Below are 24,961 nucleotides of genomic sequence, written 5' to 3' on the forward strand. Positions count from 1 at the left end.
ACAAGCTGCTTGCTTAGCCTGCCCTAAAGGAAGGCACATGATCGGGCACAGGGGCCTTGCCAAGTAAAAAACGGCGATCGGCCGCGCACCCCGAGGGATGCGCGGCCGACAAGCCAAGCCTTTGATTTTACGCAGGTATCCTGACGACGACCTCGGTCTTGCCGCCGGCTTTCGGCTCGAAAGACGCCGATTTTTTCTTCGAGCCGTCGACTTCTAGCGAGATCGACTTGGTCTTTTTGTCGCGGATGACGCGAAGCTTGATCTCGCCGTCGAACATCTTGAGCGTCGCGGCGTAGCCATCCCAATGCCCGGGCAGCTTCGGTCTAAACGTGATCTCCTTGCCGCGCCGCTCGATGCCGAGGATGCCTTCCACCGCGGCCCGGTAAAGCCAGCCGGCCGAGCCCGTGTACCAGGTCCAGCCGCCGCGTCCCCCCTTGCCTTCACCGGCATAGATGTCGGCGGCCACGACATAGGGCTCGACGCGATAGTGCTCGGCCGCCGCCTCGTCCGAGGCGTGGTTGACCGGGTTCAGCATCGAGAAGCAGCGATAGGCCTCGTCGGTGCGGCCCATTTCGGCCAGCGCGATCACGAACCAGGTGGCGGCATGGGTGTACTGGCCGCCATTCTCGCGCACGCCCGGCGGATAGCTCTTGATGTAACCGGGGTCCTTCTCGCTCTTCGAGAAGGGCGGCGTGAACAGCTTGACGATCTTGAGCTCGTCATCGACCAGCATCTCGGTCGCCTGTTCCATGGCCGTCGTCGAACGGGCCGGATCGCCCTCGCCCGACAGCACGCTCCAGGACTGGGCGATCGAGTCGATCTTGCACTCGTCGGAGTTATGCGAGCCGAGCGGCGTGCCGTCGTCGAAGCTGCCGCGCCGGTACCATTGGCCGTCCCAGGCGGTGCTTTCCAGGGCCCGCTTCAGCGCATCCGCGTGCTTGGACCAGGCCTGTGCCCGCTTGGTGTCGCCCTGCCCCTTGGCGACGGGCGCGAAGTCGGTGAGCGTCTTCAGCAGGAACCAGCCCAGCCACACGCTCTCGCCCTTGCCGCCCTCGCCGACACGGTTCATGCCGTCGTTCCAGTCGCCGCCGAGGATGAGCGGCAGGCCGGCGGGGCTGCTGCGCTTGATCGCCAGATCGAGCGCCCGCGCGCAATGGTCATAGAGCGGCGTGGTGTTCTTGGTGACTTCCGGCGTGAAGAAGGCGTCGTGCTCGCCCTCGCCGAGTTCCTGCCCGTCGATGAAGGGCAACTGCTCCTTGAGGATGCCGGTATCGCCCGTCACCTCGATGTAGCGGGCCGTCGCGTGCGCCAGCCAGACGACATCGTCCGAGATCATGGTGCGCACCCCGGCATCGGTGCGCGGCAGCCACCAATGCTGCACGTCGCCTTCCGGGAACTGCCGGCGCGCGGCATTGAGGATCTGGTCACGCGCCAGCTTCGGGTCATGCGCCAGAAGGGCGAGCGTGTCCTGCAACTGGTCGCGGAAGCCGAAGGCGCCGCTCGCCTGGTAGAAGGCCGAGCGCGCGCGGATGCGGCAGGCCAGGCTCTGGTAAGGCAGCCAGTGGTTGACCATGGCGTTCATCGCCTCGTCCGGCGTCTCGACCTGGATGGTGTCGAGGAAGCCGCGCCAGGYGCGTTCGTTGTCGGCCAGGCGCTGGTCGAAGTCCTTGCCGCGATGGATCTGCGCCAGCGCGCTTGCCTCGGCGGGCGTGGCCGCGTCGCCAAGCAGCCAGAGCAGCGTGACGTCGCCGCCGGCCGGAATGTCGATGTCGCTGGCGAGAACCGCGCAAGGATCGTCGCCCGCCTCGATACGGCCGGAGAGCGCAAGCCCGCCGAGCACGGCCTGCGGATATTCGGTCGTGCCGTGCCTGCCGATGAATTCGGAGCGGTCGGCGGTCACCGAATGGACCGGATGACTTGCCGCCAGGAAGGCGACGCGCTCGCCGAAGTCGAGCCCATAGGGGTTCTGCGCCAGCATGGCGCCGGTCGCTGCGTCCCGGGAGGGCACGATGGTCGCCGCGGTGCGCGAGCGATGGCCGCCCAGCACCCACTCGGCATAGGCGTAAATGCGCAGCCGCGCCGGCGCCGGACCGGCATTCTGGATGCGCAACCGCGTGATCTTCACCGGATCGGTCGGATCGACCACCTGCGTCAGGTCCATCGACAGCGGCCCGCGCTTCGAGCGGAAGGTGGAGAACCCCTGCCCGTGCCAGGTCTCGTAGGTCATCGACGGATCGCGCACCACTGCCGCCATCGGCGAGAACGCCTTACCGCTCAGCTGGTCATAGATATAGAAGCCCTCGCCCGGCCGGTTCGACACCGGATCGTTCGACCACGGCGTCAGCTGGTAGTCGCGGCTGTTGCGGCTCCAGGTGAAGCCGGCGCCTTCCGCCGAGACGTGGAAGCCGAAGGAGGCGTTGGAGATCACGTTGATCCAGGGCTGCGGTGTCACACGCCGTCCGGTCAACCGCGTCACATAGTGGCGGCCGTCCCCGTCGAAGCCGCCAAAGCCGTTCCACAGGCTGAGACCGCTGCCATCGGCGGCGATATCGCCTCCACCCTGGCTTGCCGGCACCGGCAAGGGCAGCGGCGGAGCAGGTTCGCGCGGCGAACCGCCCTCCGCCTGCAGCAACGCGTCGCGGGCCTGGAGGGCCGCCGTCTCGGCGCGTTCGAGCTGATCGAAGATCGTGCCGTTGCGGGTGTGAAGAACCACCCGCGCGACCGACAGCAGGGTCTTGTAGGTCGGCTCGTCCATCAGGTCGCGGCGCACCGCGAAGATGTGCTGGCGGGGCCCGAGCTCACGGCCGCGCAAGCGGCTGTTCTCGCATAGCGTCTCCACCGCGCGCTGCAGGTCCTGCACATAGGACGAGGCCTGCTCGTTGACGACGACGAAGTCGATCATCATGCCGCGGGCACGCATGTATTCCTGGAAGCGCAACGCCTGGGCGACGATCTCGAGATCGGCGACGTCGCCGATGCGCACGAGGAAGATCGGGAAATCGCCGGAGATGCTGGTCGGCCACAGGCTCGACTGGCGGCCGAGGCCGGAAGCGATGGATTCGGCCGGCAGGCGCAGGAACGGATCGGGATAGATCAGGTAGCGCGCCAGCTTCTGCACATTGGCGGCGTCGGTGAGGCTCAAGCCCAGATGGCGCGTCTGCACCTGGCTGCGCGTCCAGGCAAGCATGGCCTGGCGGGCGAAGCTCTCCTGATGGTCGAGGCGGGCGATCGCCTCGTCGAGCTCTGAGCGATTGGCGCCGACGGCGGTCCAGAAGGTCAACGAGATCTTCTTGTTGGCCGGCACGCGCACCTGGCGGCGCAGCGCCGCCACCGGGTCCAGCGTGAAGCCCTGGCTGCCGGAAAGCCTGACGCCGGGGTCGAAGGCGACGGCATCGGCGATGGTGCGGCCTCGGCCGATGAAGGCGCGCCGGTCGGTCTCGGCCTCGGCATCGCGCGACGGGCCCGACGGATCGGTGACGAAATGCACCATGGTAAGGTCGGGGTCGTTCTTGTCGCGCTTGCGCCGCGTGGCGAAGATCGCGCCATTGTTCGGCGCGATCTCGGTCTCGACGAACATCTTGGAGAAGGCCGGATKGGCGTTGTCGGAAGCCTCATTGCCGAGCACCAGCTCGGCGAAAGAGGTCACCTCGATATGCCGGTCGGTCGGGCCATCATTATAAAGCGTGATGCGACGGCCTTCGCCATTGCCTTCGGAAATGACGATGCATTCGACTTCGGAACGCAGCGAGCCGACGGACTTGGTGAAGCTCGCCTTGTCGTCGCCGAACAGCGTCTGGACGCGTTCGCCCTCGGCGCGCTTCGGCTCGGCGGTGGCCGACCACCAGTCGCCGGTGGCGGTGTCGCGCAGGAAGATGTAGGAGCCGAGGCGATCCTCGCTCGGGTCCGGCTGCCAGCGGGTGACGGCAAGCTCGCCGAAGCGGCTGTAGCCGGAGCCCGTCGCGGTGACCATGACCGAATAGCGGCCATTGGACATGACGTTGGTCGCGCGCAGCGCCTTGATGGGATCGAGGATGACGCGGCTGTCGGGGCTTTCGGCCTCGGTCTCGTCCTTGGCGCGCTCGTCGGCTTCCGTCCTGACGGTTGCGGTCGGAATGTCGCGCGGCGCCTTCTCCTGCAAGAGAAGCTCGGCCGACTCGATCACCGGATCGCTGTGGAAACGCTCGCGCAGCCTGCCTTCGAAGATGGCGTCGGCGACGGCGGCGATCGACATGCCGGAATGGTGCGCCATGTAGTTCTGCACCACGGCGTGGTCGGTGCCTTCGGGCACGCGCTGCGGCGTGAAATCGACCGCGTCGTAGAAACCGTGGCGGCCAAGGGCGCCGATCGAGCGCAGCCGCTGCAGGTTCTGCACCGCCTCGCGCGGGCTGAACTGCGCGGCCAGGATCGTCGCATAGGGCGCGATCACGGTGTTCTGGCCAAGGCCGCGCTTCAGGCCGAGGCCGGGCACGCCGAAATTGGTGTATTGATAGGTGAGCTCGCGGTCGCGGGCGTTGTAGGCCGCTTCCGAAATGCCCCAGGGCACGTTCTTGGAGCGCGCATACTGGATCTGGCGCTTGATGATGAGCTTGCTGGTCTGGTTGAGGATCGAGCCCTGCGGCTCCTTCATCACCAGCGGTGGCATCAGATACTCGAACATCGAGCCCGACCAGGACATCAGCGCGCCCTGGAAGCCGATCTCGACGATCGGCCGTCCCAGACGGAACCAGTGCTCGGTCGGCAGGTCGCCCTTGGCGATGGCGAACAGGCTGGTGAGCCGCGCCTCGGAGGCAAGAAGGTCGTAGCAGCTTTCGTCGAGCTGGCGGTCCTCGACGCGGTAGCCGATCGAGAGCAGCTTGCGCTCCTGGCGCATCAGGAAGGAGAAATCCATCTCGAAGGCATAGCGGCGGCAGCGCTCGCGCAGGGCAAGCAGCTTGGCGCGCAACGCGGCGACGGCGCTCTCGTCATTGTGCGAATCGTGCACATGCGCCTCGCAGGTCGCCTCGAGCCTCGCCGCCCAGTCGGCGATGACATCACTTTTCGGCGAGGCCGCCTCGGTGTGGATGGCGGTGGCGAGCTTGCGGATCTCGCCGGCAAGCACGGCAAGGTTGATGGTGCGGATCGACGCCATTTCGGGCTGCGCCTTGATGGTCGCAACCGCGCGACGCATGCCGTCGAGACGGTCGGCCAGGCGCTGGCGCAGCGGCCGCAGTTGCCGGCGGTCGTCCGGCAACTCGTCCAGGCTTTCGTCGAGAATGGTGACGGTGTCGATGATGCCTTCGAAATCGCCCTGCAGATGCACGGACGGCGCTTCGGCCCATTCGGCGCAGGAGGCGGCCACCGCGACCAGATGCCCGGCGAGATTGCCGCTGTCGACCGCGGAGATATAGAGCGGATAGAGCGGCTTCAGCGTCGTCGTGTCGTACCAGTTGTAGAGATGGCCGCGTTCGCGCGGCATGTTCTCGATAGTCGTCATCGTGGCGTCGATGCGGGTGATGGCGTCCGACAGGCTGATCCAGCCGAAATCGCGCGCCGACACCACCGACAGCAGATAGACGCCGATATTGGTCGGCGAGGTGCGCGGCGCCACCACCGGCGCCGGGCTTTCCTGGAAATTGTCCGGCGGCAGGTGATGCTGCTCGGGCGTGACGAAGGTCTCGAAATAATGCCAGGTGCGGCGCGCGAAGGTGCGCAGCGCGTGGATGTCGGCGGTCGAGATGCGCAGCCTGTCCTCGGTCTCGGCCGAACGGCTGATCCAGCAGGCGACGGCGGGGGAAGCGATCCAGAAGATGGCGAAGAAGAAAGCGACGAATGCGCCGGTGGAATCGGCAAGCACCGGAATGGCTAGGCCGACGACGCCGACGATCACCGCGCCATACATCATGCCGTAATAGGCGCCGAGATCGTTGCCGCCCTTGGCCGCCTGCGAAGCGGTGCGCCATTCGAGCAGGTTCTGGCGGCTGACGAAGAGCCGGTAGATGGTGCGGATGATGGCGTCGCCCATCATCCAGGCGAGATGCGCCATCAAGAGCACTTTCAGCGCCACCAACGCGGTGCCGAACACGGTGTCGCGCGCCAAAGCGGAGAAATGGCCGCGCGGCGTCTGATCGCCGCTCTTCGGCAGGATGCCGTTCACGATGTCGAAGGTCGGCGCCATGAACAGGGTGAGGATCAGAAGCGCCTGCCACTGCGCGGCCTGGGTGAAGGGCAGCAGCGTCCAGCCGGCGACGCAGGCCATGACCCAGAAGATCGGGGTGACCGAGCGGCGCAGATTGTCGACCATCTTCCAGCGCGACAGCGCCGGCACGCCGGAGCGCGGGTCGAAGATATAGCCGAGCAGCTGCCAGTCGCCACGCGCCCAGCGGTGGTGGCGCGAGGCGTCGACCGAGTAGCGGGTCGGATAGTCCTCGACCAGCTCGACGTCGGTGACCAAAGCGGCGCGCGCCAGCGCGCCCTCGAGCAGATCGTGGCTGAGGATGGTGTTTTCGTCGATGCGGTTCTTCAGCGCCGCCTCGAAGGCGTCGACATGGTAAAGGCCCTTGCCGGTGAAGGACCCGTCGCCGAAGACGTCCTGATAGACGTCTGAGACGGCAAACACATAAGGGTCGAGACCGCGATTGGCCGAGAAGACGCGCTGGAAGAAGGAGGCGTCGTCGCCGCTGGTCAGCGAAGCCGTGATGCGCGGCTGCAGGATGGTGTAGCCGGCGCTGACGACGCGCTTGACCGGATCGAAATGCGGACGGTTGAGCGGATGGGCGAGCTTGCCGACAAGGCTCGAAACCGCGTCGCGCGTGGTGCGCGTGTCGGCGTCGAGCGTCATCACATAGACGACCTTTTCCGGCAGCGGCACGTCGAGCGGCAGGAAGGTGGTGTCGCTGTCGCCGCGCAGGAGAAGGTTCAGCTCATGCAGCTTGCCGCGCTTGCGCTCCCAGCCCATCCAGCAGCCTTGCGCCTGGTTGTAGAGCCGGCGCCGGTGCAGGAGGTAGAAGCGCGGCGAGCCTTCCGATGGATAGCGCGCGTTGAGCCTGGCGATCTCGTCGCGGGCATATTGCAGGATCTCGATGTCGGCGGCGTCGATCTCGGTCTTGGAGTCCGGCCAGTCGGACAACAGCGCGAAATGGATCTCCTGCGCCGTGTTGGCGAGGTGATGCACCTCGATGTTGCGTATGTTTTCCTCGACATCGTCGCGCGAGCCGATCAGCGAGGGCACCACGACCAGCGTGCGCGCCCCGGCCGGAATGCCGTGCTTGTTGTAGTCGTAGCCGACAAGCCTGGTCGGCTTGAGGAACAGCGCCACCACGGTGTTGAAGAAGGCCAGCGCGCCCTCGCTTGCCGGCACGGCGAACAGCGCCAGCATCAGCGTGATCGATTCCACCGACAGGCCGAGATTGGCGAGCGCCCTGCCCGACAGCACCAGCAGCAGCACCGTCAGCAGGAAGACCGGCACGACGATGCCCAGCCAGCCGGCGCTGGCAAAGCCGCGCTTGAAGGTCACATAGAAAGGCGGGCGGTAGCCGATCGCTTTTTCCAGTTCCTGCCGGCGCGGCCCGACCAGGAAGAAGCCGACATCGGTATGCACGGCGGGGTCCGCCGTCTCCGGCACGCCGGACGCATCGGTGAGCCCGGGCGTATGACCGGCAAGCTCGATCGCCTTTTCGGCGACGCGGTATTCGGAGAGATCCGAGCGGCGCGCCAGCTGCTCGATCGCGGTGCGGTACTGGTCGCGCGAGAAGAAATCGAGGTCGGCGAAATCGGTCTTTTCGCGCAGCAGCGTGTCGATGCGGCTGACGCCTTCGAACCAGACCGTCCAGTCGACGTCGTTGATGAGGCGCAGGCCGCGAATGATGTTGYCGGTGGTGACGTTGCCCGAAGACAGCGTCTGATGCTCGGAGATGATGATCTCTTCGGCGTCGGAGCCGGTCTTTTCGAGCTCGCCTTCCAGCCATTCCAGCGCGCGGCCGGCATTCTGCGACCCGTCGCGCAGGCGGTAAAGCAGCTGGGTGGCGAAAGTGGTGTCCTGCGCATGCGCGCTGTAGTTGGACAGGATCCTGGTGCGGTCGGCATTGCCGTCGGTCGCAAGCACCCGGTCGGCGACCTCGTTGGCGATATGGCGCATCTGCCTGGTGCGCTCGACGCGCACGGCGATGCGGCGCAGGTTCTCGATCAGCACGAAGCGCAGCAGCGACGGCAGCGCCCAGAGCTCGCCGATCTTCATCGGCTCGACCGACTGGAAGCCCTCGACGATCGCCTTGAACATGTTGGCCGAGACGGAGCTGTCGGAATGCTCGACATAGCTCCAGGCAACGACGAAGGCGCGCGGCAGCACCATGYCGTCGCCGAGCGTGAGCGTCGGCAATTGCCGGTAGAAGCGGCGCGGCAGGTCGCGCTTGACCTGGAAGATGGTCTCCTCGACCAGGTAATTGTTGTCGAGCAGCCATTGCGCGGCAGGCGTGATGGTTTCGCCCTTGGCCTGCGCGGCATTGGTCGAGCGGTAGACTTCGAGAATCTTCTTGGCGTTGTCGCGGATGCGGGCCTGGAACTCGAACGGGGCAAGGCCGAACAATTCCTTGACCTCGCCCTTGGCGAGCGCGACGCCCAAGGCGCGCAGCCGGTCCTCAGGCAGGAAATTGGAGCGTATCGGCGCTTCCGTCACCGTCGGGAAGCCGGCGCTTGTCTGTTCGATTTTGTTCGGATTCGTCTGAATGTTCATTGAAAATTCCGTAAGCGGGGGCGCAATGCGGCGTCACCGCCACGGCAATGGCCCTAAAACCGGTTCAATTGCAATTGGTTGCATGATTGATCGGCCGAAAGTTTGTTTTGCGCACCACGATGGGGGCGTGCCCTTTCGACAGCTCGTGGGCGAACGCCCCTCGCTCTCCGCCCCCGGTTGGATCAGGGCAAGGATTCAGGCTTTTTCGTGATACATGCAAGGGGCCGGGCGATAATTCGCCTGAGCCGCGATCATGTTTGGCAACAGCCGTTAACGGTTGGCGGCGAAGCGGTGGAGCCCGATCACGAAAAGCAGGCCCTGCCCCTTGGGCTGAAGCCGCAATTCCGGGCTGTCCCGGTCGAGGATCAGCATATCGAGTGGTTCCAAGCTCGGCGCATCGTCCGTGAAGAGCGTGGCGCCGGCGCCGACGGCAAGAACGAGCGTGGTGTCGGCGCGTGGCGCGATGCGAATCTCATCGGAGAAAGGCCGGCGCTCGACCTCATGGGCCATACGGCCACGGCGGGTCATGACGTTGAGATCGGTGATCGGTCCGCCGATCAGCGCAGCATTGGTCGGCGCGTCGCCCGGAAAGGCGAGCGGCACCGAAGCCGTGGTCAGCCGCGTCGGCGGCTGGCCGGCAATGGCGAGAATGACGCCATCGCCTTCCAGCACCGTCAGCGTGCGGTCGATGCCGGCAAAGCTGGAGAACGGCCCGCTGGTTTCGACACGGGCCATCGAGACGCGCCAGTCGAAATCGTCGAGCCCGGCGCCGTCGGGCGAAACGGCGATTTCGGTGGTCGTGCCGCCGCCATTCTTCCAAGGCATGACGCGGTAATCGGCGGCACGAAGGATGCGCATGGCTTAGAGCCGTACGATTTCAAGTCGATTCGACTTGAAATCGTCCGGCTCTGCCTTCTTGGTTTGGAGCATGATGTTGTCCGAAAACCGTTTCACACTTTTCGGCATCATGCTCTAGCCCAGTATGCCCGGCAGGTTGAGCTGGTGTTCCTTGGCGCACTCGATGGCGATGTCGTAGCCGGCATCGGCATGGCGCATGACGCCGGTCGCCGGGTCGTTCCACAGCACGCGCTCCAGGCGTTTTGCCGCTTCGGGCGTGCCGTCGGCGACGATCACCATGCCGGCATGCTGGGAGAAGCCCATGCCGACGCCGCCGCCATGGTGCAGCGACACCCAGGTGGCGCCGGAGGCGGTGTTGAGCAGCGCGTTGAGCAGCGGCCAGTCGGAAATGGCGTCGGAACCGTCCTTCATCGCTTCCGTCTCGCGGTTCGGCGAGGCGACCGAACCGGAATCGAGGTGGTCGCGGCCGATGACGACCGGCGCCTTGAGCTCGCCCTTGGCTACCATCTCGTTGAAGGCGAGGCCTAGCCGGTGGCGGTCGCCGAGGCCGACCCAGCAGATGCGCGCCGGCAGGCCTTGGAACGAGATGCGCTTACGCGCCATGTCGAGCCAGTTGTGCAGATGCGTGTTGCCGGGGGTGAGCTCGCGCACCTTGGCGTCGGTCTTGTAGATATCCTCCGGATCGCCCGAGAGCGCGGCCCAGCGGAACGGACCGATGCCGCGGCAGAACAGCGGCCGGATATAGGCCGGCACGAAGCCCGGGAAGGCGAAGGCGTTCTCAAAACCTTCGTCCTTGGCGACCTGGCGGATGTTGTTGCCATAGTCGAGCGTCGGCACGCCGGCGTTCCAGAACGCCACCATCGCCTCGACATGCTCACGCATCGATGCGCGGGCGGCTTTCTCGACGGCCTTCGGATCGGACGTGCGCTTCTCGCGCCATTCGGCCATCGTCCAGCCCTTCGGCAGATAGCCGTTGATCGGGTCGTGCGCCGAGGTCTGGTCGGTCAGAATGTCGGGGCGGATGCCGCGCTTGAACATCTCCGGCACGATCTCGGCGGCGTTGCCGARCAGGCCGACCGACTTTGCTTCGCCGGCCTTGGTCCAGCGATCGATCATTTCCATCGCTTCGTCGAGCGTCCCGGCCTTCTCGTCGAGATAGCGGGTGCGCAGGCGGAAATCGATCGAATCCGGGTTGCATTCGATGGCAAGGCAGGAGGCGCCGGCCATGACGGCGGCCAAAGGCTGGGCGCCGCCCATGCCGCCGAGACCGCCGGTCAGGATCCACTTGCCCTTGAGGTTGYCGTTGTAGTGCTGGCGGCCGGCCTCGACGAAGGTCTCGTAGGTGCCCTGCACGATGCCTTGCGTGCCGATATAGATCCAGGAGCCGGCCGTCATCTGGCCGTACATCATCAGGCCCTTCCTATCGAGCTCGTTGAACTTCTCCCAGGTCGCCCAGTGCGGCACGATGTTGGAATTGGCGATGAGCACGCGCGGGGCGTTGGAATGGGTCTTGAAGACGCCGACCGGCTTGCCGGACTGCACTAGCAGCGTCTCGTCCTCGCCAAGCGTCTTCAGCGAGGCGACGATGCGGTCGAAATCGTTCCAGGTGCGCGCCGCCCGGCCGATGCCGCCATAGACGACCAGCTCGTTCGGGTTCTCGGCGACCTCCGGGTCGAGATTGTTCATCAGCATGCGCAGCGGCGCTTCGGTCGTCCAGTAGCGGGCGTTGAGCTTGTCGCCGCGCGGGGCGCGCACTTCGCGGATGTTGTGACGAGGATCGGTCATCATTGTCCCTTTCAAGCGAGGCGGGCGGCGCTGGTCAGCGCCCGGCCCAGTCAATGGTGGTTTCAAGGATCGTTTTCAGCGTGGCGCGGATCGGCGCCGCGTAGCTGGGGTCGTACGGCTCGGGCCAGTTTTCCGGCGAGCCCTTCTTGTTCGGCTCGCGCATGTAGCCACGGTTGGAGAGCTCCATCTGCAGCGCATGGACGCCGTTCTCGGGCCGGCCGAAATGGCGCGTGATCCAGCCGCCCTTGAAGCGGCCGTTGACCACCCAGCTCTCGCCAGTCGCGGCGAGGATCTCCGTCACCCTTTCCTGCAGCGACGGATCGGTGCTCTTGCCGTCATTGGTGCCGAGATTGAAGACCGGCAGCGTGCCTTCGAACAGCCGCGGCAGCACCGAGCGGATCGAATGGCAGTCGTAAAGCACGATGTTTTCGTGCATGCCACGCAGCCGGTCGATCTCGGACTGCAAGGCGTCGTGGTAGGGCGCGAAATAGGTCTCGCGGCGCTCGTCGATCTCGGAGGGCGTCGGCTCATCGCCCATGCGGTAGAGGGGATCGCCATCGAAGGTATCCGTCGGGCAAAGGGTTGTCGTCGCCTGGCCGGGATAGAGCGAGACGCCGGACGGGTCGCGGTTGACGTCGATGACGGTGCGAGAGATGGCAGTATGCACGACGGTCGCGCCGAGATCGGCGGCAAAGTCATAGAGTTTGTCGATCCACCAGTCGCAGTCGCGTCGGCCGAGCCAGGTCGAGACCAGCCGGGAGTCGAGGCCTGCGAGATCGATGCCGGTGTGCGGGATGGAGACCAGGAGGGGGGCCGTGCCCTGGGTGACGGTGAGCCATGAAGGGGTCATGCGAGACCTCCGCAAGTTGGAGCTCTACGGCGCCCCCCTCTGCCCTGCCGGGCATCTCCCCCACGAGGGGGGAGATTGGCTGTTTCGGCGCCTCGCTCCATCCTACCACGTCGGTGATTGGCGAAGGCCGACGCGACGGCTGATCTCCCCCCTCGTGGGGGAGATGGCCGGTAGGCCAGAGGGGGGCGCGAAGGATCGCGACCTATCAGGGCGTTCAATCTCACGATGCAATCCCCGGCAGCTTTACCGCGCCCGCCGCATTCACTGCCGCGCCGCTGCGGACCAAGGCGATCGCCTTTTCCATGTCGGGATGGAAATGGCGGTCATTGTCGAGATGAGGCACCTCGGCCCGGACCAGCTTGCGCACCGCCTCGAGGGCTTCGCTCGAAGCGAGCGGAGCGTGGAAATCGCAGCCCTGTGCAGCTGCCAGGAGTTCAATGCCGATGACGGCGGTCGCATTCTCGATCATGCCGAGCAGGCGGCGCGCGCCGTGCGCGGCCATCGAGACATGATCTTCCTGGTTGGCCGAGGTCGGAATGGAATCGACGCTTGCCGGATAGGCCTTCTGCTTGTTTTCCGAAACGAGCGCAGCCGCCGTCACCTGCGGGATCATGAAGCCGGAGTTCAAACCCGGCTTGGGCGTCAGGAAAGCCGGCATGCCGGACAGCGCCGGATCGACCAGCATGGCGATGCGCCGCTCCGACAGCGAGCCGATCTCGCAGACGGCAAGCGCGATCATGTCGGCGGCGAAGGCCACCGGCTCGGCATGGAAATTGCCGCCCGAAAGCGCGGTGTCGTCCTCGGCGAAGATCAACGGGTTGTCGGTGACACCGTTGGCCTCGGTTTCCAGCGTGTCGGCGGCCTTGCGCAGCACGTCGAGCGCGGCGCCCATCACCTGCGGCTGGCAGCGCAGGCAATACGGGTCCTGCACGCGCTCGTCTCCGACGCGGTGCGATTCCCGGATGGCGCTGCCGGCCATGAGATTGCGCAGCRCATCCGCCGTTTCGATCTGGCCGCGATGTTTGCGCAGCAGGTGGATGCGCGGATCGAAGGGGGCGTCCGAACCTTTGGCAGCGTCGGTCGACAGCGCGCCGGCGACCAGCGCGGACTGGTAGAGCGTCTCGGCCTCGAACAGGCCGGCCAGCGCGAAAGCGGTCGAGAACTGCGTGCCGTTGAGCAGCGCCAGCCCCTCCTTGGCGCCGAGCGTCACTGGCTCCAGCCCATGCGAGACGAAGGCGACCTTGGCGGGGAAGCGGCCGTGCGGGGTAAAGCACTCGCCGACGCCGATCATGACAGCCGTCATATGCGAGAGCGGCGCGAGGTCGCCGGACGCGCCGACCGAGCCCTGCGCGGGCACGACGGGGATGACGTCGTTGGCGAGCATCCCTTGAAGCAGGTCGATGGTCTCGGCGCGCACGCCGGAAGCGCCCTGGGCAAGGCTGGCGAGCTTGAGCGCCATCATCAGCCGCACCACTGGGACCGGCATCGGCTCGCCGACGCCGGCCGCATGCGACAGCACGATGTTGCGCTGGAGCGTTTCGAGATCGTCGGCCGGGATGCGGACGCTCGCGAGCTTGCCGAAGCCGGTGTTGATGCCATAGACCGGCTCGCCCTTGGCGAGGATGCGGGCGACCGCCTCAGCGCTGGCTTTGATCTTCGGCCGGCAGGCGGCGTCGAGCTTCGGCACGGCCCCGCGATAGATGGCGCGCCAGTCGGCAAGCGTCGCGCTGCCGGGCTTCAGGGTCAGTTCCGTCATTGTCCTCTCCAGATACGGGCATGGAGCGGATTGAAGCCCATGCGGTAGACGAGTTCGGCCGGGCGTTCGATGTCCCAGATGGCGAGATCGGCCGATTTGCCGGCCTCCAGCGTGCCGGTCTGTTCCAGCAAGCCCAACGCGCGCGCGGCCTCACGGGTGACGCCGGCAAGGCATTCGTCGACGGTCATGCCGAACAGCGTCGCAGCCATGTTCATGGTGAGCAGCAACGAGGTGAGCGGCGAGGTGCCGGGATTGCTGTCGGTGGCGACCGCCATCTTGACGCCGTGGCGGCGGAACAGGTCGACCGGCGGCTTCTTCGTCTCGCGGATGAAATAGTAGGCGCCGGGCAGGATGGTCGCCACGGTGCCGGCCTTGGCCATCGCCGCGGCGCCCTCCTCGTCCGTGTATTCGAGGTGGTCGGCCGACAAGGCGCCATAGCGGGCGGCAAGGGCCGCGCCATGCAGGTTGGAAAGCTGGTCGGCATGGAGCTTCACCGGCAGACCGAGCGCCTTGGCCTTTTCGAAGACACGCGCCATCTGCTCCGGCGAAAACGCAATGCCCTCGCAAAAACCGTCGACGGCGTCGGCGAGCTTTTCGGCAGCGACTGCAGGCAGGATCGTGCCGGCGACGAGATCGATGAACGCATCCTTGTCGCCCTTGGCTTCCGGCGGCAGCGCATGGGCCGCAAGGCAGGTCGTACGGACCGTGACCGGGCGCTCGTCGGCCAGGCGGCGGGCGGCGCGCAACGACTTCTTCTCGTTGTCGGCATCGAGACCGTAGCCGGACTTGACCTCGACGGTGGTGACACCTTCGGCCAGCAGCGCGTCGAGACGCGGCCGCGTCTCGGCGACAAGCTCGTCCTCGCTCGCTGCGCGCAGCGACTTGACCGAGGAGACAATGCCGCCGCCGGCGCGGGCCACTTCTTCATAGGTGGCGCCGGCCAACCGCATTTCGAATTCGTTGGCACGGTTGCCGGCATAGACCAGATGCGTGTGGCAATCGATCAGCCCTGGCGTGATCCAGCGGCCCTGGCAATCGACGACCTCGGCGCCCTGCCCGGTTGCAGCCGGCATATCGGCCTCGGGGCCGGCATAAACGATCAACCCGTCGTGCGCGGCGACCGCGCCTTTCTCGACGATGCCGAGACCGGCAGCACCCCCGGCCATGGTCGCCAGGCGCGCATTGCGCCAGACCCGATGGCCGCTCTTCCCGTTTGCTCCACCCATCATCTTTTCCATTTGCTTGGATGACGATTATGTATATACATATTGGAACGCGACGCAAGTGATAATGTCGCCTGGGCATTCAGATTCGGAGAGGAACGTGACGGCGATCTTTGCGGAACAGGCGCTGCTGCCCGGCGGTTGGCAGGACAATGTCAGGATCGCTTTTGAAGATGGCCGCATCTCTTCAGTCGAAGTCGGCGCTTCCCCTCAGGCGGGCGACGAGCGCCACGCCATCGTCCTGCCGGGCATGCCCAATCTGCACAGCCACGCCTTCCAGCGCGGCATGGCGGGTTTGGCCGAGCTACGCGGCCCTTCGACCGACAGTTTCTGGAGCTGGCGCGAGGTGATGTACCGCTTCGCGCTGTCGATGACGCCGGACCAGGTCGAGGCGGTGGCGGCGCAACTCTATGTCGAGATGTTGGAGGCCGRCTTTTCGCGCGTCGGCGAATTCCACTATCTGCATCACGACCGCGACGGGCAGCCTTACGCCAATATCGCCGAGATGGCCGAGCGGATCGCCGCTGCCGCGGCAGATACCGGTATCGGGCTGACGCTGCTGCCGGTCTTCTATGCCCATTCCGCCTTCGGGGGCGCCGCTCCCGGCGATGGCCAGCGGCGATTCATCAATGATGTCGAGCGTTTCKGGTGCTTGCTTGAGAAAAGCCGCGAGGGCGTTCGCTCATTAGAACAGGCCGTCGTCGGCGTCGCGCCGCATAGTTTGCGCGCCGCAACGCCGGACGAGCTCAATGCCGTCGCTGCGATGGCGCCGAACGGGCCCATCCATATCCATGTCGCCGAACAGGTGAAGGAGGTCGAGGACTGCATCGCCTGGTCGGGCAAGCGCCCGGTCGAATTCCTGCTCGCCAATGCAAAGGTGGACCAACGCTGGTGCCTGATCCACGCCACGCATATGACCGAGGCCGAAACGGTTGCGATGGCCCGGACCGGTGCGATCGCCGGGCTCTGTCCGATCACCGAGGCCAATCTCGGCGACGGCACTTTCGCGGCCCCGCTCTTCATCGAGCAAGGCGGCCGCTTCGGCGTCGGTTCCGATTCCAATGTGCTGATCGGCCTGCCGGACGAGCTTCGGCAGCTTGAATATTCGCAACGCCTTGTCCACCGCGCCCGCAACGTGCTGGCGCGGGCCGGCGGCTCGACCGGGCGGGCTCTGTTCGATGCGGCGCTTAACGGCGGCAGTCGGGCGCTTGGGGCAGGTCCTTCACAGATTGCCGCCGGCTGCCCTGCCGATCTCGTCTCGCTCGACCAAAACCATCCATCGCTGGCCGGCAAGGCAGGCGATGCGATCCTCGATGCCTGGATCTTCGCCAATGGCGGCACGGTCGATTGCGTGTGGGTGCATGGCAGGAAACAGGTCAGCGGCGGCCGGCATGCGAAGCGCGAAGCTGTCGCCGCGCGGTTCCGCGAAGTGATGACCGCATTGTCGCAAGGCTGAAGCAGGATCCATCCGATGAGCCTGGTCGAGACAGACGATGTCGAGGGCGGCGAGATCCTCTCGCTGCACCAGCGCATCTTGTCCGACATCCGTGAAAAGATCCTGTCGGGCGCTTGGGCGCCTGGACATCGCATCCCCTTCGAGCACGAGCTGACGGCTCAGTACAATTGCTCGCGCATGACGGTGAACAAGGCGCTATCGCAGCTGGCCAAGGCGGGGCTGATCGAGCGTCGCCGCCGTTCCGGCAGTTTCGTCCGCCAGCCGCAGTCGCAGGCGGCGGTGCTGGAGCTACACGACATCAGGATCGAGGTCGAAGCCCTTGGCCTTCCCTATCGCTATGAGCGGCTGGAGCGGGTCAAGCGGCGCAGCGGCGCCGAGGACCGCGCGTTGCTCGGGCTTTCAGCATCAGGTGCGGTGCTTGCGCTGGAGGGTCTGCATTTTGCCGGCGAACGGCCATTCGCGCTGGAGCAGCGGCTGATCAACCTTTCCGCGGTGGCCGAGGCAGCCGAAGAGGAGTTTCTCGATATCGCGCCGGGCCCCTGGCTGATCGGCCGCGTGCCGTGGAGCGAGGCCGAGCACCGCATCCGCGCTATGGCGGCGGACGAGGCAATCGCCGATGCGCTCGACATCGATCCCGGCGCCCCATGCCTGGTGGTCGAGCGCCGCACCTGGAGCGCCGAGCATCCGGTGACGCATGTGCGCTTCATCTATCCGGCGGAGAGCCATACGCTGGTGGCGAGGTTTACCCCGTCGCAGGGATAGCGCCAGCGCTCCCTTCTCCCCTTGCGAGAGAAGGTGGATCGGCGCGCAGCGCCGAGACGGATGAGGGTGCTGGAAGAAACGAGGTGCTGAAGAAAAGAGTGCTTCAAGCGCCCACTTCTTCCACGCCGCGATCCTCCAACACCCCTCATCCGGCCGCTTCGCGGCCATCTTCTCCCACAGGGGAGAAGGAGAAGTCGGCTCAGATTGCCGCGGTGATGATGATCTCGACCAGATATTCCGGGCCGGCAAGCTTGGCTTCGCCGGTGGCGCGCGCCGGGGTGTGGCCCTGCGGCACCCACTTGTCCCATTCCGAGTTCATCTCGGCAAAGGTCTTCATGTCGTCCAGCCAGATGATCGCCTGCACGATCTTGGTCTTGTCGGTGCCGGCCTTGGCCAGCAATTCGTCGATGGTCTTCAGGATGTCGCGCGTCTGGGATGCGACGTTGCCGCCGGGCTGACCGACCTGGCCGGCCAGATAGACGGTGTTGCCATGAATGACGATCTGGCTCATGCGCGGGCCGACATCGATGCGACGAATGCTCATTGGAGGTTCCTTCGTTGTGGGAGTCGCTGCTCTTTAGAGTCCCGGCCGGCGCGGGGCAAGGCCGGCGGGCGCGAAACCAATTGAGCCAATTGTCCGGTTCCGAACGGCCCGCCTACACGGCGAGTTGACCGGACGTGTCACAATTCCGCCGGACCGCCATGTTGACTAATGTAATAACATCACATATCGACGGCGTACTCGAATTCGCGGACCGACGTTTGATGACCAATGCCTGCCTGACCTTCCGCGACCTGACGCTTGGCTATAACAGCCATCCGGCGATCCATCATCTCAATGGCATCGTGCGCAAAGGCTCGCTGACCGCCGTGGTCGGCGCCAATGGTTCGGGCAAGTCGACGCTGATGAAGGGCATTGTCGGCGTGCTGAAGCCGATGGAAGGCGCGGTGGTCCGCATGCCGGGCGTGCGCACCGCCTATCTGCCGCAGCAATCGGAGCTCGACCGCTCCTTTCCGGCGCGCGTCGTCGATCTGGTCTCGCTCGGCCTATGGCCGAAGCGCGGCATGCTTGGCCGCTATACGAAAGAGGATCGCGAGTCGGTCAGCAGGGCGCTGATGGCGGTCGGACTCGGCGGCTTCGAGAAACGGCCGATCGATACGCTGTCGGGCGGCCAATTGCAGCGCACGCTGTTTGCCCGCGTGCTTTTGCAGGACGCCGACCTCATCCTGCTCGATGAGCCGTTCAACGCGGTCGACGCCAAGACGGTCGGCGACCTCATCCAATTGATCAAACGCTGGCATGGGGAGGAGCGCACCATCATGGTCGTCGTCCACGACCTCGATCTGGTGCGGCAGAATTTCCCCGAAACGCTGCTGCTTGCCCGCCAGCCGGTCGCCTGGGGCGACACAAAGGAAACGCTGCGGCCCGAAAACCTGCTCAAGGCACGGCGCTTCCACGAGGCGTGGGAAGAGAACGCGCCCTGGTGCGAGCCCGAGGATCATGATCATAGCCATGATCACGCGCATCACGATCATGCGCATGATCACCATCACGACCACCAGCACGGCTCCGGACCGAGGGCGGCGTGATGGATTTCGTCTACGGCCTCTTCATCGCGCCCTTTGCCGATTTCGCCTTCATGCAGCGGGCACTGTTCGGCTCGCTGATGCTGTCGCTCGGCGCCTGCCCGGTCGGCGTCTTCCTGATGCTCAGGCGCATGAGCCTGTCGGGCGACGCGATGGCGCATGCCATCCTGCCGGGCGCGGCCGCCGGCTTCCTGCTCTATGGGCTCGAGATCCTGCCGATGACGGTCGGCGGGCTGATCGCCGGCATCATCGTGGCGCTCGGCGCGGGCGCCGTCTCGCGCTTCACCATCCAGCGCGAGGACGCCTCGATGGCGGCCTTCTATCTGATTTCGCTGGCCGTCGGCGTGCTGATGGTGTCGATCCGCGGCTCAAGCGTCGACCTCATGCATGTGCTGTTCGGCACGGTGCTCGCGCTCAACAATGAGGCGCTGATCTTGATCGGCGGCATCGTGGCGGTGACGCTCGCCTGTCTCGCTATCTTCTGGCGCGCGCTGGTCGCCGAATGCCTCGATCCGCTGTTCCTGCGCTCGGTGAGCCGCATGGGCAGCCCGGTGCATTTCATCTTCCTGGGCCTGGTCGTGCTCAACCTCGTCGGCGGCTTCCAGGCGCTGGGCACGCTGCTCTCGGTCGGGCTGATGATGCTGCCGGCAGCCGCCGCCCGCTTCTGGACGGTGCGCGTCGAGCCGATGTGCGCGCTGGCCGTGCTGATCGGCTTTGCCTCCTGCATCGCCGGGCTGCTTTTGTCCTACCATGCGTCGCTGCCCTCCGGCCCCGCGATCATCCTTTCGTCCGGCGTCGTTTATTTCTGCTCGATCCTGTTCGGCACGCGCGGCGTGCTGCGCGCCCGCATCGTGCATCACCGACACCGCACCGCCTGACCCCATCCCCAAGCAAGGAGACCACCCAATGCTGAAATCCTTCCGTGCCGCGCTGGCGTTGAGCGTTATAACATTAAGCGCATTCGCAACATCCTCCGCTTTCGCGGCACCGCTGAAAGTGGTGGCAAGCTTCACCGTGATTGCGGACTTTGCGAAAAATGTCGGCGGCAACCGGGTCAACATCACCACCATCGTCGGGCCGGACGGCGACGCGCATGTCTATGAGCCGAGCCCGGCCGACGCGGTAGCGATGGCAGGCGCCGACGTCGTGCTGGTCAACGGCTTGCATTTCGAAGGCTTCCTGCAGCGCCTGGTTGACGCCAGCGCCACCAAGGCCGCGATCGTGACGCTGACCAAGGGCGTGACGCCGATCGACTTCAAGCCGGAATTCGCCGACGCGGACGCGGCCGAAGGGGCCGACACCAGCGGCGGCAAGACCGTCACCGACCCGCACGCCTTCCAATCGATCGCCAATGCCAAGATCTATGTGAAGAATATCGCCGAGGCGTTCTGCGCGGCCGACGCCGAGGGCTGCGACAGCTACAAGGCCAACGCCGCCGCCTACACTACCAAGCTCGATGCGCTGGAAGGCGAAGTGAACGCGGCAATCCAGTCGATCCCACAAGCCAAGCGCGTCGTCATCACCTCGCATGACGCCTTCGGCTATTTCGAGCATGAATACGGGCTGACCTTCCTGGCGCCGCAGGGCATCTCGACCGATTCCGAGCCGTCGGCCGCGGACGTCGCCAAGCTCGTGGAGCAGATCAAGCAGGACAAGGCGGCGGCGATCTTCATCGAGAACATCACCAATCCGCGGCTGATCGAGCAGATCGCCGGCGAGACCGGCATCAAGGTCGGCGGCACGCTCTATTCGGACGCGCTGTCGGGATCGGACGGCCCGGCCTCGACCTATATCGACATGATGCACAACAACATCACGCAGATCAAAGGCGCGATCCTGGGAAGCTGAGCGACGCGGCAGCCAACCGGGTCGAAAAACGGCCCGGTTGGATTTTTCGATCGGTCGTCGCTATTTGGCAGGGAATTCCTTTAATGCGGATTGCCGCCCTTCTCCCGGAGTGGCAAGACTGCCGCCAAAGAGATCGCGAGGACGACACCATGGAATACCGCCAGATCAGCGACGACTATTCGGTCTCCGGCCAGATCCAGCCCGAGGATATCGCCGCCATCAAGGACGCCGGCTTCAAAAGCGTGATCTGCAACCGGCCGGACGAGGAGCAGCCCGGCCAGCCTTCGGCCGGAAGCATTCAGGCCGCAGCCGAGGCGGCCGGGCTTGCCTTCCGCTACATCCCCGTGATCAGCGGCCAGATCACCATGGACAATGTCGAGGACCAGGCTGCCGCGCTGGACGAGCTCGAAGGGCCGGTGTTCGCTTATTGCCGTTCAGGCGCGCGCTGCACCAACCTTTACGGGCTGATCCAGCAGCAGCGCGGCTAAATAGGCAGCGCACCGGTTTCCTTGAGTGTTTCCAGCACGATCGCCGTCTTCACGTGCTGCACGGATTCATGCGGCAGGAGCACGCCGTTGACGAACTCCGACAGTGATTTGAGGTCGGGCGTCACGACCTTCAGGATGTAATCCATCTCTCCCGTTAAGGCGTGCGCCTCCTGCACCTCGGGCAGGCGAGCCACCAGTTCGCCGAAGCGGCGGGCATTGTCCCGGTTGTGGGTGGCCAAGGTCACCGAGATGACGTTGACCAGCGAAAAGCCCAGACGGTCGCGGTCGAGCACCGCGCGATAGCCCTTGATATAGCCGTCCTCCTCCAGCCGCAGACGGCGGCGCGAGCATTGCGAGGGCGACAGGTTCACGCGCTCCGCCAAATCGTTGTTGGTGAATCGCGCATCGTCCTGCAAAAGCGCCATTATCTTGCGGTCGAATTGATCGAGGCGCGCATCATCCATGAATTTTTCTCCATTTATGCACGGTTTGCGCGCATGATGCGCATTTCAAGCGGTTGAATGCAAGCACCGTGCGGAGGTGTCGGGCTATCATGGTGAAGATGGTCAAGCCCGGCCAAAACAGCTTTCGGAGGACTGCCATGGGCCCCTTCCCGCACGACGCCCCACCCGCCAAGATCAGCAAGCAGAACCCCGCCGGCACCGACGGCTTCGAATTCGTCGAGTTCGCGCATCCGGAGCCGGCAAAGCTCGCCGAGCTGTTCACCCGCATGGGCTATGTCGCGGTGGCCAAGCATCGCTCGAAGGACATCACCGTCTGGCGCCAGGGCGACATCAACTATGTCGTCAATGCCGAGCCAGGCTCGCATGCAATGAAGTTCGTCGAGAAGCACGGCCCCTGCGCCGCCTCGATGGCATGGCGCGTGGTCGATGCCAAGCACGCCTTCGACCATGCCGTGTCGAAGGGTGCGACGCCCTACGAGGGCACCGACAAGGCGCTCGGCGTGCCGGCGATTGTCGGCATCGGCGGCTCGCTCATCTATTTCATCGAGACCTATGGCGAGAAGGGCTCGGCCTATGATTCCGAGTTCGAATGGCTGGATGGGCGCAATCCGAAGCCCGAAGGCGTCGGCTTCTACTTCCTCGACCACCTCACCCACAATGTCTATCGCGGCAACATGGACAAATGGTGGGACTTCTACCGCGACCTGTTCGGCTTCAAGCAGATCCATTTCTTCGACATCGACGGCAAGATCACCGGCCTTGTCAGCCGCGCCATCACCTCACCCTGCGGCAAGATCCGCATTCCACTGAACGAATCCAAGGACGAGACCAGCCAGATCGCCGAGTATCTGAAGAAGTACAATGGCGAGGGCATCCAGCACATCGCGGTCGGCACCGACGCCATCTACGAGGCCACGGACAAGCTCGCCRCCAACGGGCTGAAGTTCATGCCCGGTCCGCCCGACACCTATTACGAGATGTCGCATGAGCGCGTGCACGGCCATGACGAGCCGATCGAACGCATGAAGAAGCACGRCATCCTCATCGACGGCGAAGGCGTGGTCGACGGCGGCATGACCAAGATCCTGCTGCAGATCTTCTCCAAGACCGTCATCGGGCCGATCTTCTTCGAGTTCATCCAGAGGAAGGGCGACGAAGGTTTTGGCGAAGGCAATTTCCGCGCGCTGTTCGAGTCGATCGAGCAGGACCAGATCAAGCGCGGGGTGATCAAGCTGGACGGCAAGGCGGCTTAGAGCGGGGTTGCGGTTCGACCTCTTATGACCTAAATTCTGGTCATAAGAGGCCGACTATGAATATTCCTATGGCGAAGGCGAAGGCGCAGCTTTCCGAGTTGGTGAAACGTGCGCAGGCCGGCGAAAAGATCCATCTGACAAAGCATGGAGAGGTTGTCGCAACCTTGAGCGCTCCCGTCCGGCCTGGCGGAAGCAAAGGCCTGTTTGGAGCGCTGAAGGGCCAAATCTGGATAGCGGACGATTTTGATGAACTCGGTCCCGAATGGGACGAGTATACTAAATGAGCCCCAGATACCTGGTCGATACGCATATTCTGCTTTGGGTGCTCAACGCGGACTCACGTCTTTCGGATCACCATCGCGACATTTTTCTGGCGGGCAAGGATGTGACCGTCAGCGCCATCTCAGTGGCCGAGATTGCCATCAAGAGGTCGCTCGGCAAAATCACCCTCACCGGCAACATCGTCGACATTCTGCAATCGAATGGAATTCCAATCCTCGGGGTGAATGAACTGCATGCGGCAAGGCTTGAACACTTGCCGTTCCATCATCGCGATCCTTTTGACCGCCTGCTTATCGCGCAGGCTCAGATTGAAGGCCTGACTCTGGTCACCGCGGGTCGGCATTTCTCGGCCTACGACGTTGCCTTGGTCTGATCATCGAGCGCCAGCCGCTTAATCTCACCCGGCCAATATAGGCGGCGCGCCGCGCCCATTTGGCGTCGATCCAGTGATGCTTGGAGCTACTTTTGAAGGCCGACGGCTTTGCGCAGGATATCGTTGATCCGGCTCTGCCAGCCGGGTCCGCCGTCGCGGAAGCGGGCAATCACGTCGCTGTCCAGCCGCAGCGTCACCTGTTTCTTCGGATTGTCGAGCGCCGGCCGGCCGCGCGAGCGGCGAATGCTCTCGGCAAGGTCGGGGAAGACCTCGTTAAAGGGGCGAGCGTTTCGAAAGTCCTCGTCGGTCCACTCCGGATTGTCCGAAACGGCGTCCCAATCCTCTTTCGTAAAGCCCTTGCCTGCCTTGAACTCCTTGTCAGGCTTCCTGATGTTCAGCTTAGCTTTCGCCATCGAACAATCTCCTTTCCGTCTGGTTGGCCGGTCGCATCGAAATAATCGAGATGCCTTCGGAGCCAAGCCGGGCAAAGACCACTGCAACCACGCCGCCGACCATCCGACCAATCGCCATGAACCGACCAGCTTTGGCCGCTCGGATCGTCGACGCAAGGAAGAACTCCTCATCCAACGCCGCAAAATCCAACCCGTGCTTCTCAATGTTGGCCAGCCGCTTCGGCTCATCCCAAACGATCTTCATTGAATTTATGTACCTACAATAATTAAGTCAATAATTTTCGTAACTACAATAATTTTTCAAGCCGGTCGTCTTGTTCACAAACCCAGTCGCTCGACTTCATCCTTTCTGAGCTTCTGGTCGTAGTCGAGTAGGAATTCGTCGAGCTGCGGCGGCGCGACGGAAGTGCCGGAGAGCATCGCGTGCACCTGGCCGCGATGATGGATGTCGTGCAGGAAGACATGCGCGAGGATATCGCCGATGCGTTCGGGGATCTTGCCGTCCTCGCGCCGGTCGGTGATGACGCGCCGGTCGAGATCGGCCTCCGACAGGCCGTCGCAGAAGGCGATCAGCTTGCGGTCGAAATCCGCCTGCGCCTCGGCAAGGCTCGCCGCATGGTCGAACGGCACGTAGTCGTCATAGGCTGCGGCGCCTAGGCCGCCATCGGTCAGGAAATCGAGATAGAGACGGTCGACCGCGAGGATGTGGTTGAACGTCTCCTTGATCGACGGGAAGAAGCTGGTGCGCTTGGCATCGAACTCGCCGGGCTGCATCGCCAGCACGGCACGGTAGAGCCGGTCGTTCGACCACAGATTGTTGCGCGCCATGCGGCGCAGATGGTCGAGCAGGGTCACT

Annotated in this window: 20 protein-coding genes; 9 read left to right on the forward strand and 11 right to left on the reverse strand. The window is 64.7% G+C overall.

All coding sequences use genetic code 11. From position 1 onward, the window contains the following. Positions 1-127: 127 nt before the first annotated feature. The 6 genes from LCM4577_RS32625 to hutI all read right to left on the reverse strand — a co-directional run bounded on the left by LCM4577_RS32625 (position 128) and on the right by hutI (position 15,182). On the reverse strand, positions 128-8,707 hold the full coding sequence (locus LCM4577_RS32625; RefSeq protein WP_071074797.1) for a GH36-type glycosyl hydrolase domain-containing protein: 8,580 nt from the start codon (positions 8,705-8,707) through the stop codon (positions 128-130). A 270-nt stretch (positions 8,708-8,977) separates the two neighbouring features. Next, entirely contained in the window at positions 8,978-9,565 is a 588-nt protein-coding gene (locus LCM4577_RS32630; RefSeq protein WP_071074798.1) for a HutD family protein, read from the reverse strand. A 114-nt stretch (positions 9,566-9,679) separates the two neighbouring features. Continuing rightward, positions 9,680-11,350, reverse strand: coding sequence for a urocanate hydratase (gene hutU, locus LCM4577_RS32635; RefSeq protein ID WP_071074849.1), 1,671 nt, complete (start codon positions 11,348-11,350; stop codon positions 9,680-9,682). 34 nt (positions 11,351-11,384) lie between these two features. After that, on the reverse strand, positions 11,385-12,200 hold the full coding sequence (gene hutG, locus LCM4577_RS32640) for an N-formylglutamate deformylase (RefSeq protein ID WP_071074799.1): 816 nt from the start codon (positions 12,198-12,200) through the stop codon (positions 11,385-11,387). A 220-nt stretch (positions 12,201-12,420) separates the two neighbouring features. After that, the gene (gene hutH, locus LCM4577_RS32645) at positions 12,421-13,956 is read right to left on the reverse strand and encodes a histidine ammonia-lyase (RefSeq protein ID WP_071074800.1); all 1,536 of its coding nucleotides are present in this window, start codon (positions 13,954-13,956) and stop codon (positions 12,421-12,423) included. Continuing rightward, positions 13,953-15,182, reverse strand: coding sequence for an imidazolonepropionase (gene hutI, locus LCM4577_RS32650; RefSeq protein WP_198541118.1), 1,230 nt, complete (start codon positions 15,180-15,182; stop codon positions 13,953-13,955). The genes hutH and hutI overlap by 4 nt, the downstream gene beginning before the upstream one ends. A gap of 97 nt (positions 15,183-15,279) precedes the next feature. On the opposite strand from hutI, the gene LCM4577_RS32655 reads away from it, so the two are divergent. Together LCM4577_RS32655 and hutC are read left to right on the forward strand one after the other, a co-directional pair. Then, positions 15,280-16,635, forward strand: coding sequence for a formimidoylglutamate deiminase (locus LCM4577_RS32655; protein WP_071074802.1), 1,356 nt, complete (start codon positions 15,280-15,282; stop codon positions 16,633-16,635). Between the two features lie 15 nt (positions 16,636-16,650). After that, complete coding sequence (gene hutC, locus LCM4577_RS32660) at positions 16,651-17,397, forward strand: histidine utilization repressor (protein WP_040986551.1); 747 nt, start codon at positions 16,651-16,653, stop codon at positions 17,395-17,397. 199 nt (positions 17,398-17,596) lie between these two features. Here hutC and LCM4577_RS32665 read toward each other — a convergent pair whose 3' ends face one another. Beyond that, positions 17,597-17,941 carry a RidA family protein gene (locus LCM4577_RS32665; protein ID WP_040986553.1) on the reverse strand — a complete coding sequence of 115 codons (345 nt, stop codon included), beginning with the start codon at positions 17,939-17,941 and terminating at the stop codon, positions 17,597-17,599. 221 nt (positions 17,942-18,162) lie between these two features. On the opposite strand from LCM4577_RS32665, the gene aztA reads away from it, so the two are divergent. The 4 genes from aztA to LCM4577_RS32685 all read left to right on the forward strand — a co-directional run bounded on the left by aztA (position 18,163) and on the right by LCM4577_RS32685 (position 21,320). Beyond that, positions 18,163-18,987 (forward strand): zinc ABC transporter ATP-binding protein AztA, encoded by an 825-nt coding sequence (gene aztA / locus LCM4577_RS32670; protein WP_071074803.1) that lies wholly within the window; start codon positions 18,163-18,165, stop codon positions 18,985-18,987. After that, positions 18,987-19,862 carry a zinc ABC transporter permease AztB gene (gene aztB, locus LCM4577_RS32675; protein ID WP_071033297.1) on the forward strand — a complete coding sequence of 292 codons (876 nt, stop codon included), beginning with the start codon at positions 18,987-18,989 and terminating at the stop codon, positions 19,860-19,862. The genes aztA and aztB overlap by 1 nt, the downstream gene beginning before the upstream one ends. A gap of 28 nt (positions 19,863-19,890) precedes the next feature. Next, positions 19,891-20,832, forward strand: coding sequence for a zinc ABC transporter substrate-binding protein AztC (gene aztC, locus LCM4577_RS32680; RefSeq protein ID WP_071034599.1), 942 nt, complete (start codon positions 19,891-19,893; stop codon positions 20,830-20,832). Between the two features lie 149 nt (positions 20,833-20,981). After that, positions 20,982-21,320, forward strand: coding sequence for a TIGR01244 family sulfur transferase (locus LCM4577_RS32685; RefSeq protein WP_040986559.1), 339 nt, complete (start codon positions 20,982-20,984; stop codon positions 21,318-21,320). Here the strand turns inward: LCM4577_RS32685 and LCM4577_RS32690 are convergent. Then, positions 21,317-21,784 carry an Lrp/AsnC family transcriptional regulator gene (locus LCM4577_RS32690; protein ID WP_040986687.1) on the reverse strand — a complete coding sequence of 156 codons (468 nt, stop codon included), beginning with the start codon at positions 21,782-21,784 and terminating at the stop codon, positions 21,317-21,319. The genes LCM4577_RS32685 and LCM4577_RS32690 overlap by 4 nt on opposite strands. A 137-nt stretch (positions 21,785-21,921) precedes the next feature. Between LCM4577_RS32690 and hppD the strand changes: the two genes are divergently transcribed. The 3 genes from hppD to LCM4577_RS32705 are packed head-to-tail and all read left to right on the forward strand — an operon-like array spanning position 21,922 to position 23,692. After that, entirely contained in the window at positions 21,922-23,037 is a 1,116-nt protein-coding gene (gene hppD, locus LCM4577_RS32695; RefSeq protein ID WP_071074804.1) for a 4-hydroxyphenylpyruvate dioxygenase, read from the forward strand. A gap of 56 nt (positions 23,038-23,093) precedes the next feature. Further along, positions 23,094-23,321: a type II toxin-antitoxin system Phd/YefM family antitoxin gene (locus tag LCM4577_RS32700; RefSeq protein WP_040986564.1), complete on the forward strand. Its 228-nt coding sequence runs from the start codon at positions 23,094-23,096 to the stop codon at positions 23,319-23,321. After that, entirely contained in the window at positions 23,318-23,692 is a 375-nt protein-coding gene (locus tag LCM4577_RS32705) for a type II toxin-antitoxin system VapC family toxin (protein ID WP_071034597.1), read from the forward strand. The genes LCM4577_RS32700 and LCM4577_RS32705 overlap by 4 nt, the downstream gene beginning before the upstream one ends. A gap of 86 nt (positions 23,693-23,778) precedes the next feature. Here LCM4577_RS32705 and LCM4577_RS32710 read toward each other — a convergent pair whose 3' ends face one another. The 3 genes from LCM4577_RS32710 to LCM4577_RS32720 form a co-directional block, all read right to left on the reverse strand. Further along, on the reverse strand, positions 23,779-24,105 hold the full coding sequence (locus LCM4577_RS32710) for a BrnA antitoxin family protein (protein ID WP_071034595.1): 327 nt from the start codon (positions 24,103-24,105) through the stop codon (positions 23,779-23,781). Further along, entirely contained in the window at positions 24,092-24,349 is a 258-nt protein-coding gene (locus LCM4577_RS32715; RefSeq protein ID WP_040986570.1) for a BrnT family toxin, read from the reverse strand. Before LCM4577_RS32715 ends, LCM4577_RS32710 begins: the two co-directional genes overlap by 14 nt. A gap of 74 nt (positions 24,350-24,423) precedes the next feature. Next, positions 24,424-24,960: a DinB family protein gene (locus tag LCM4577_RS32720; protein ID WP_071074805.1), complete on the reverse strand. Its 537-nt coding sequence runs from the start codon at positions 24,958-24,960 to the stop codon at positions 24,424-24,426. Between the last annotated feature and the right edge of the window lies 1 nt (position 24,961).

It is taken from the genome of Mesorhizobium sp. LCM 4577 (assembly GCF_001854795.2).
GTDB classification, from domain to species: domain Bacteria; phylum Pseudomonadota; class Alphaproteobacteria; order Rhizobiales; family Rhizobiaceae; genus Mesorhizobium; species Mesorhizobium plurifarium.

Coding starts and splice junctions, on each gene's coding strand:
- LCM4577_RS32630 (WP_071074798.1), bottom strand. CDS start 9,565: ATGCGCATCCTTCGTGCCGCCGATTACCGCGTCATGCCTTGGAAGAAT.
- hutG (WP_071074799.1), bottom strand. CDS start 12,200: ATGACCCCTTCATGGCTCACCGTCACCCAGGGCACGGCCCCCCTCCTG.
- hutI (WP_198541118.1), bottom strand. CDS start 15,182: ATGGGTGGAGCAAACGGGAAGAGCGGCCATCGGGTCTGGCGCAATGCG.
- hutC (WP_040986551.1), top strand. CDS start 16,651: ATGAGCCTGGTCGAGACAGACGATGTCGAGGGCGGCGAGATCCTCTCG.
- LCM4577_RS32665 (WP_040986553.1), bottom strand. CDS start 17,941: ATGAGCATTCGTCGCATCGATGTCGGCCCGCGCATGAGCCAGATCGTC.
- aztA (WP_071074803.1), top strand. CDS start 18,163: ATGACCAATGCCTGCCTGACCTTCCGCGACCTGACGCTTGGCTATAAC.
- aztB (WP_071033297.1), top strand. CDS start 18,987: ATGGATTTCGTCTACGGCCTCTTCATCGCGCCCTTTGCCGATTTCGCC.
- aztC (WP_071034599.1), top strand. CDS start 19,891: ATGCTGAAATCCTTCCGTGCCGCGCTGGCGTTGAGCGTTATAACATTA.
- LCM4577_RS32685 (WP_040986559.1), top strand. CDS start 20,982: ATGGAATACCGCCAGATCAGCGACGACTATTCGGTCTCCGGCCAGATC.
- LCM4577_RS32690 (WP_040986687.1), bottom strand. CDS start 21,784: ATGGATGATGCGCGCCTCGATCAATTCGACCGCAAGATAATGGCGCTT.
- LCM4577_RS32700 (WP_040986564.1), top strand. CDS start 23,094: ATGAATATTCCTATGGCGAAGGCGAAGGCGCAGCTTTCCGAGTTGGTG.
- LCM4577_RS32705 (WP_071034597.1), top strand. CDS start 23,318: ATGAGCCCCAGATACCTGGTCGATACGCATATTCTGCTTTGGGTGCTC.
- LCM4577_RS32710 (WP_071034595.1), bottom strand. CDS start 24,105: ATGGCGAAAGCTAAGCTGAACATCAGGAAGCCTGACAAGGAGTTCAAG.
- LCM4577_RS32715 (WP_040986570.1), bottom strand. CDS start 24,349: ATGAAGATCGTTTGGGATGAGCCGAAGCGGCTGGCCAACATTGAGAAG.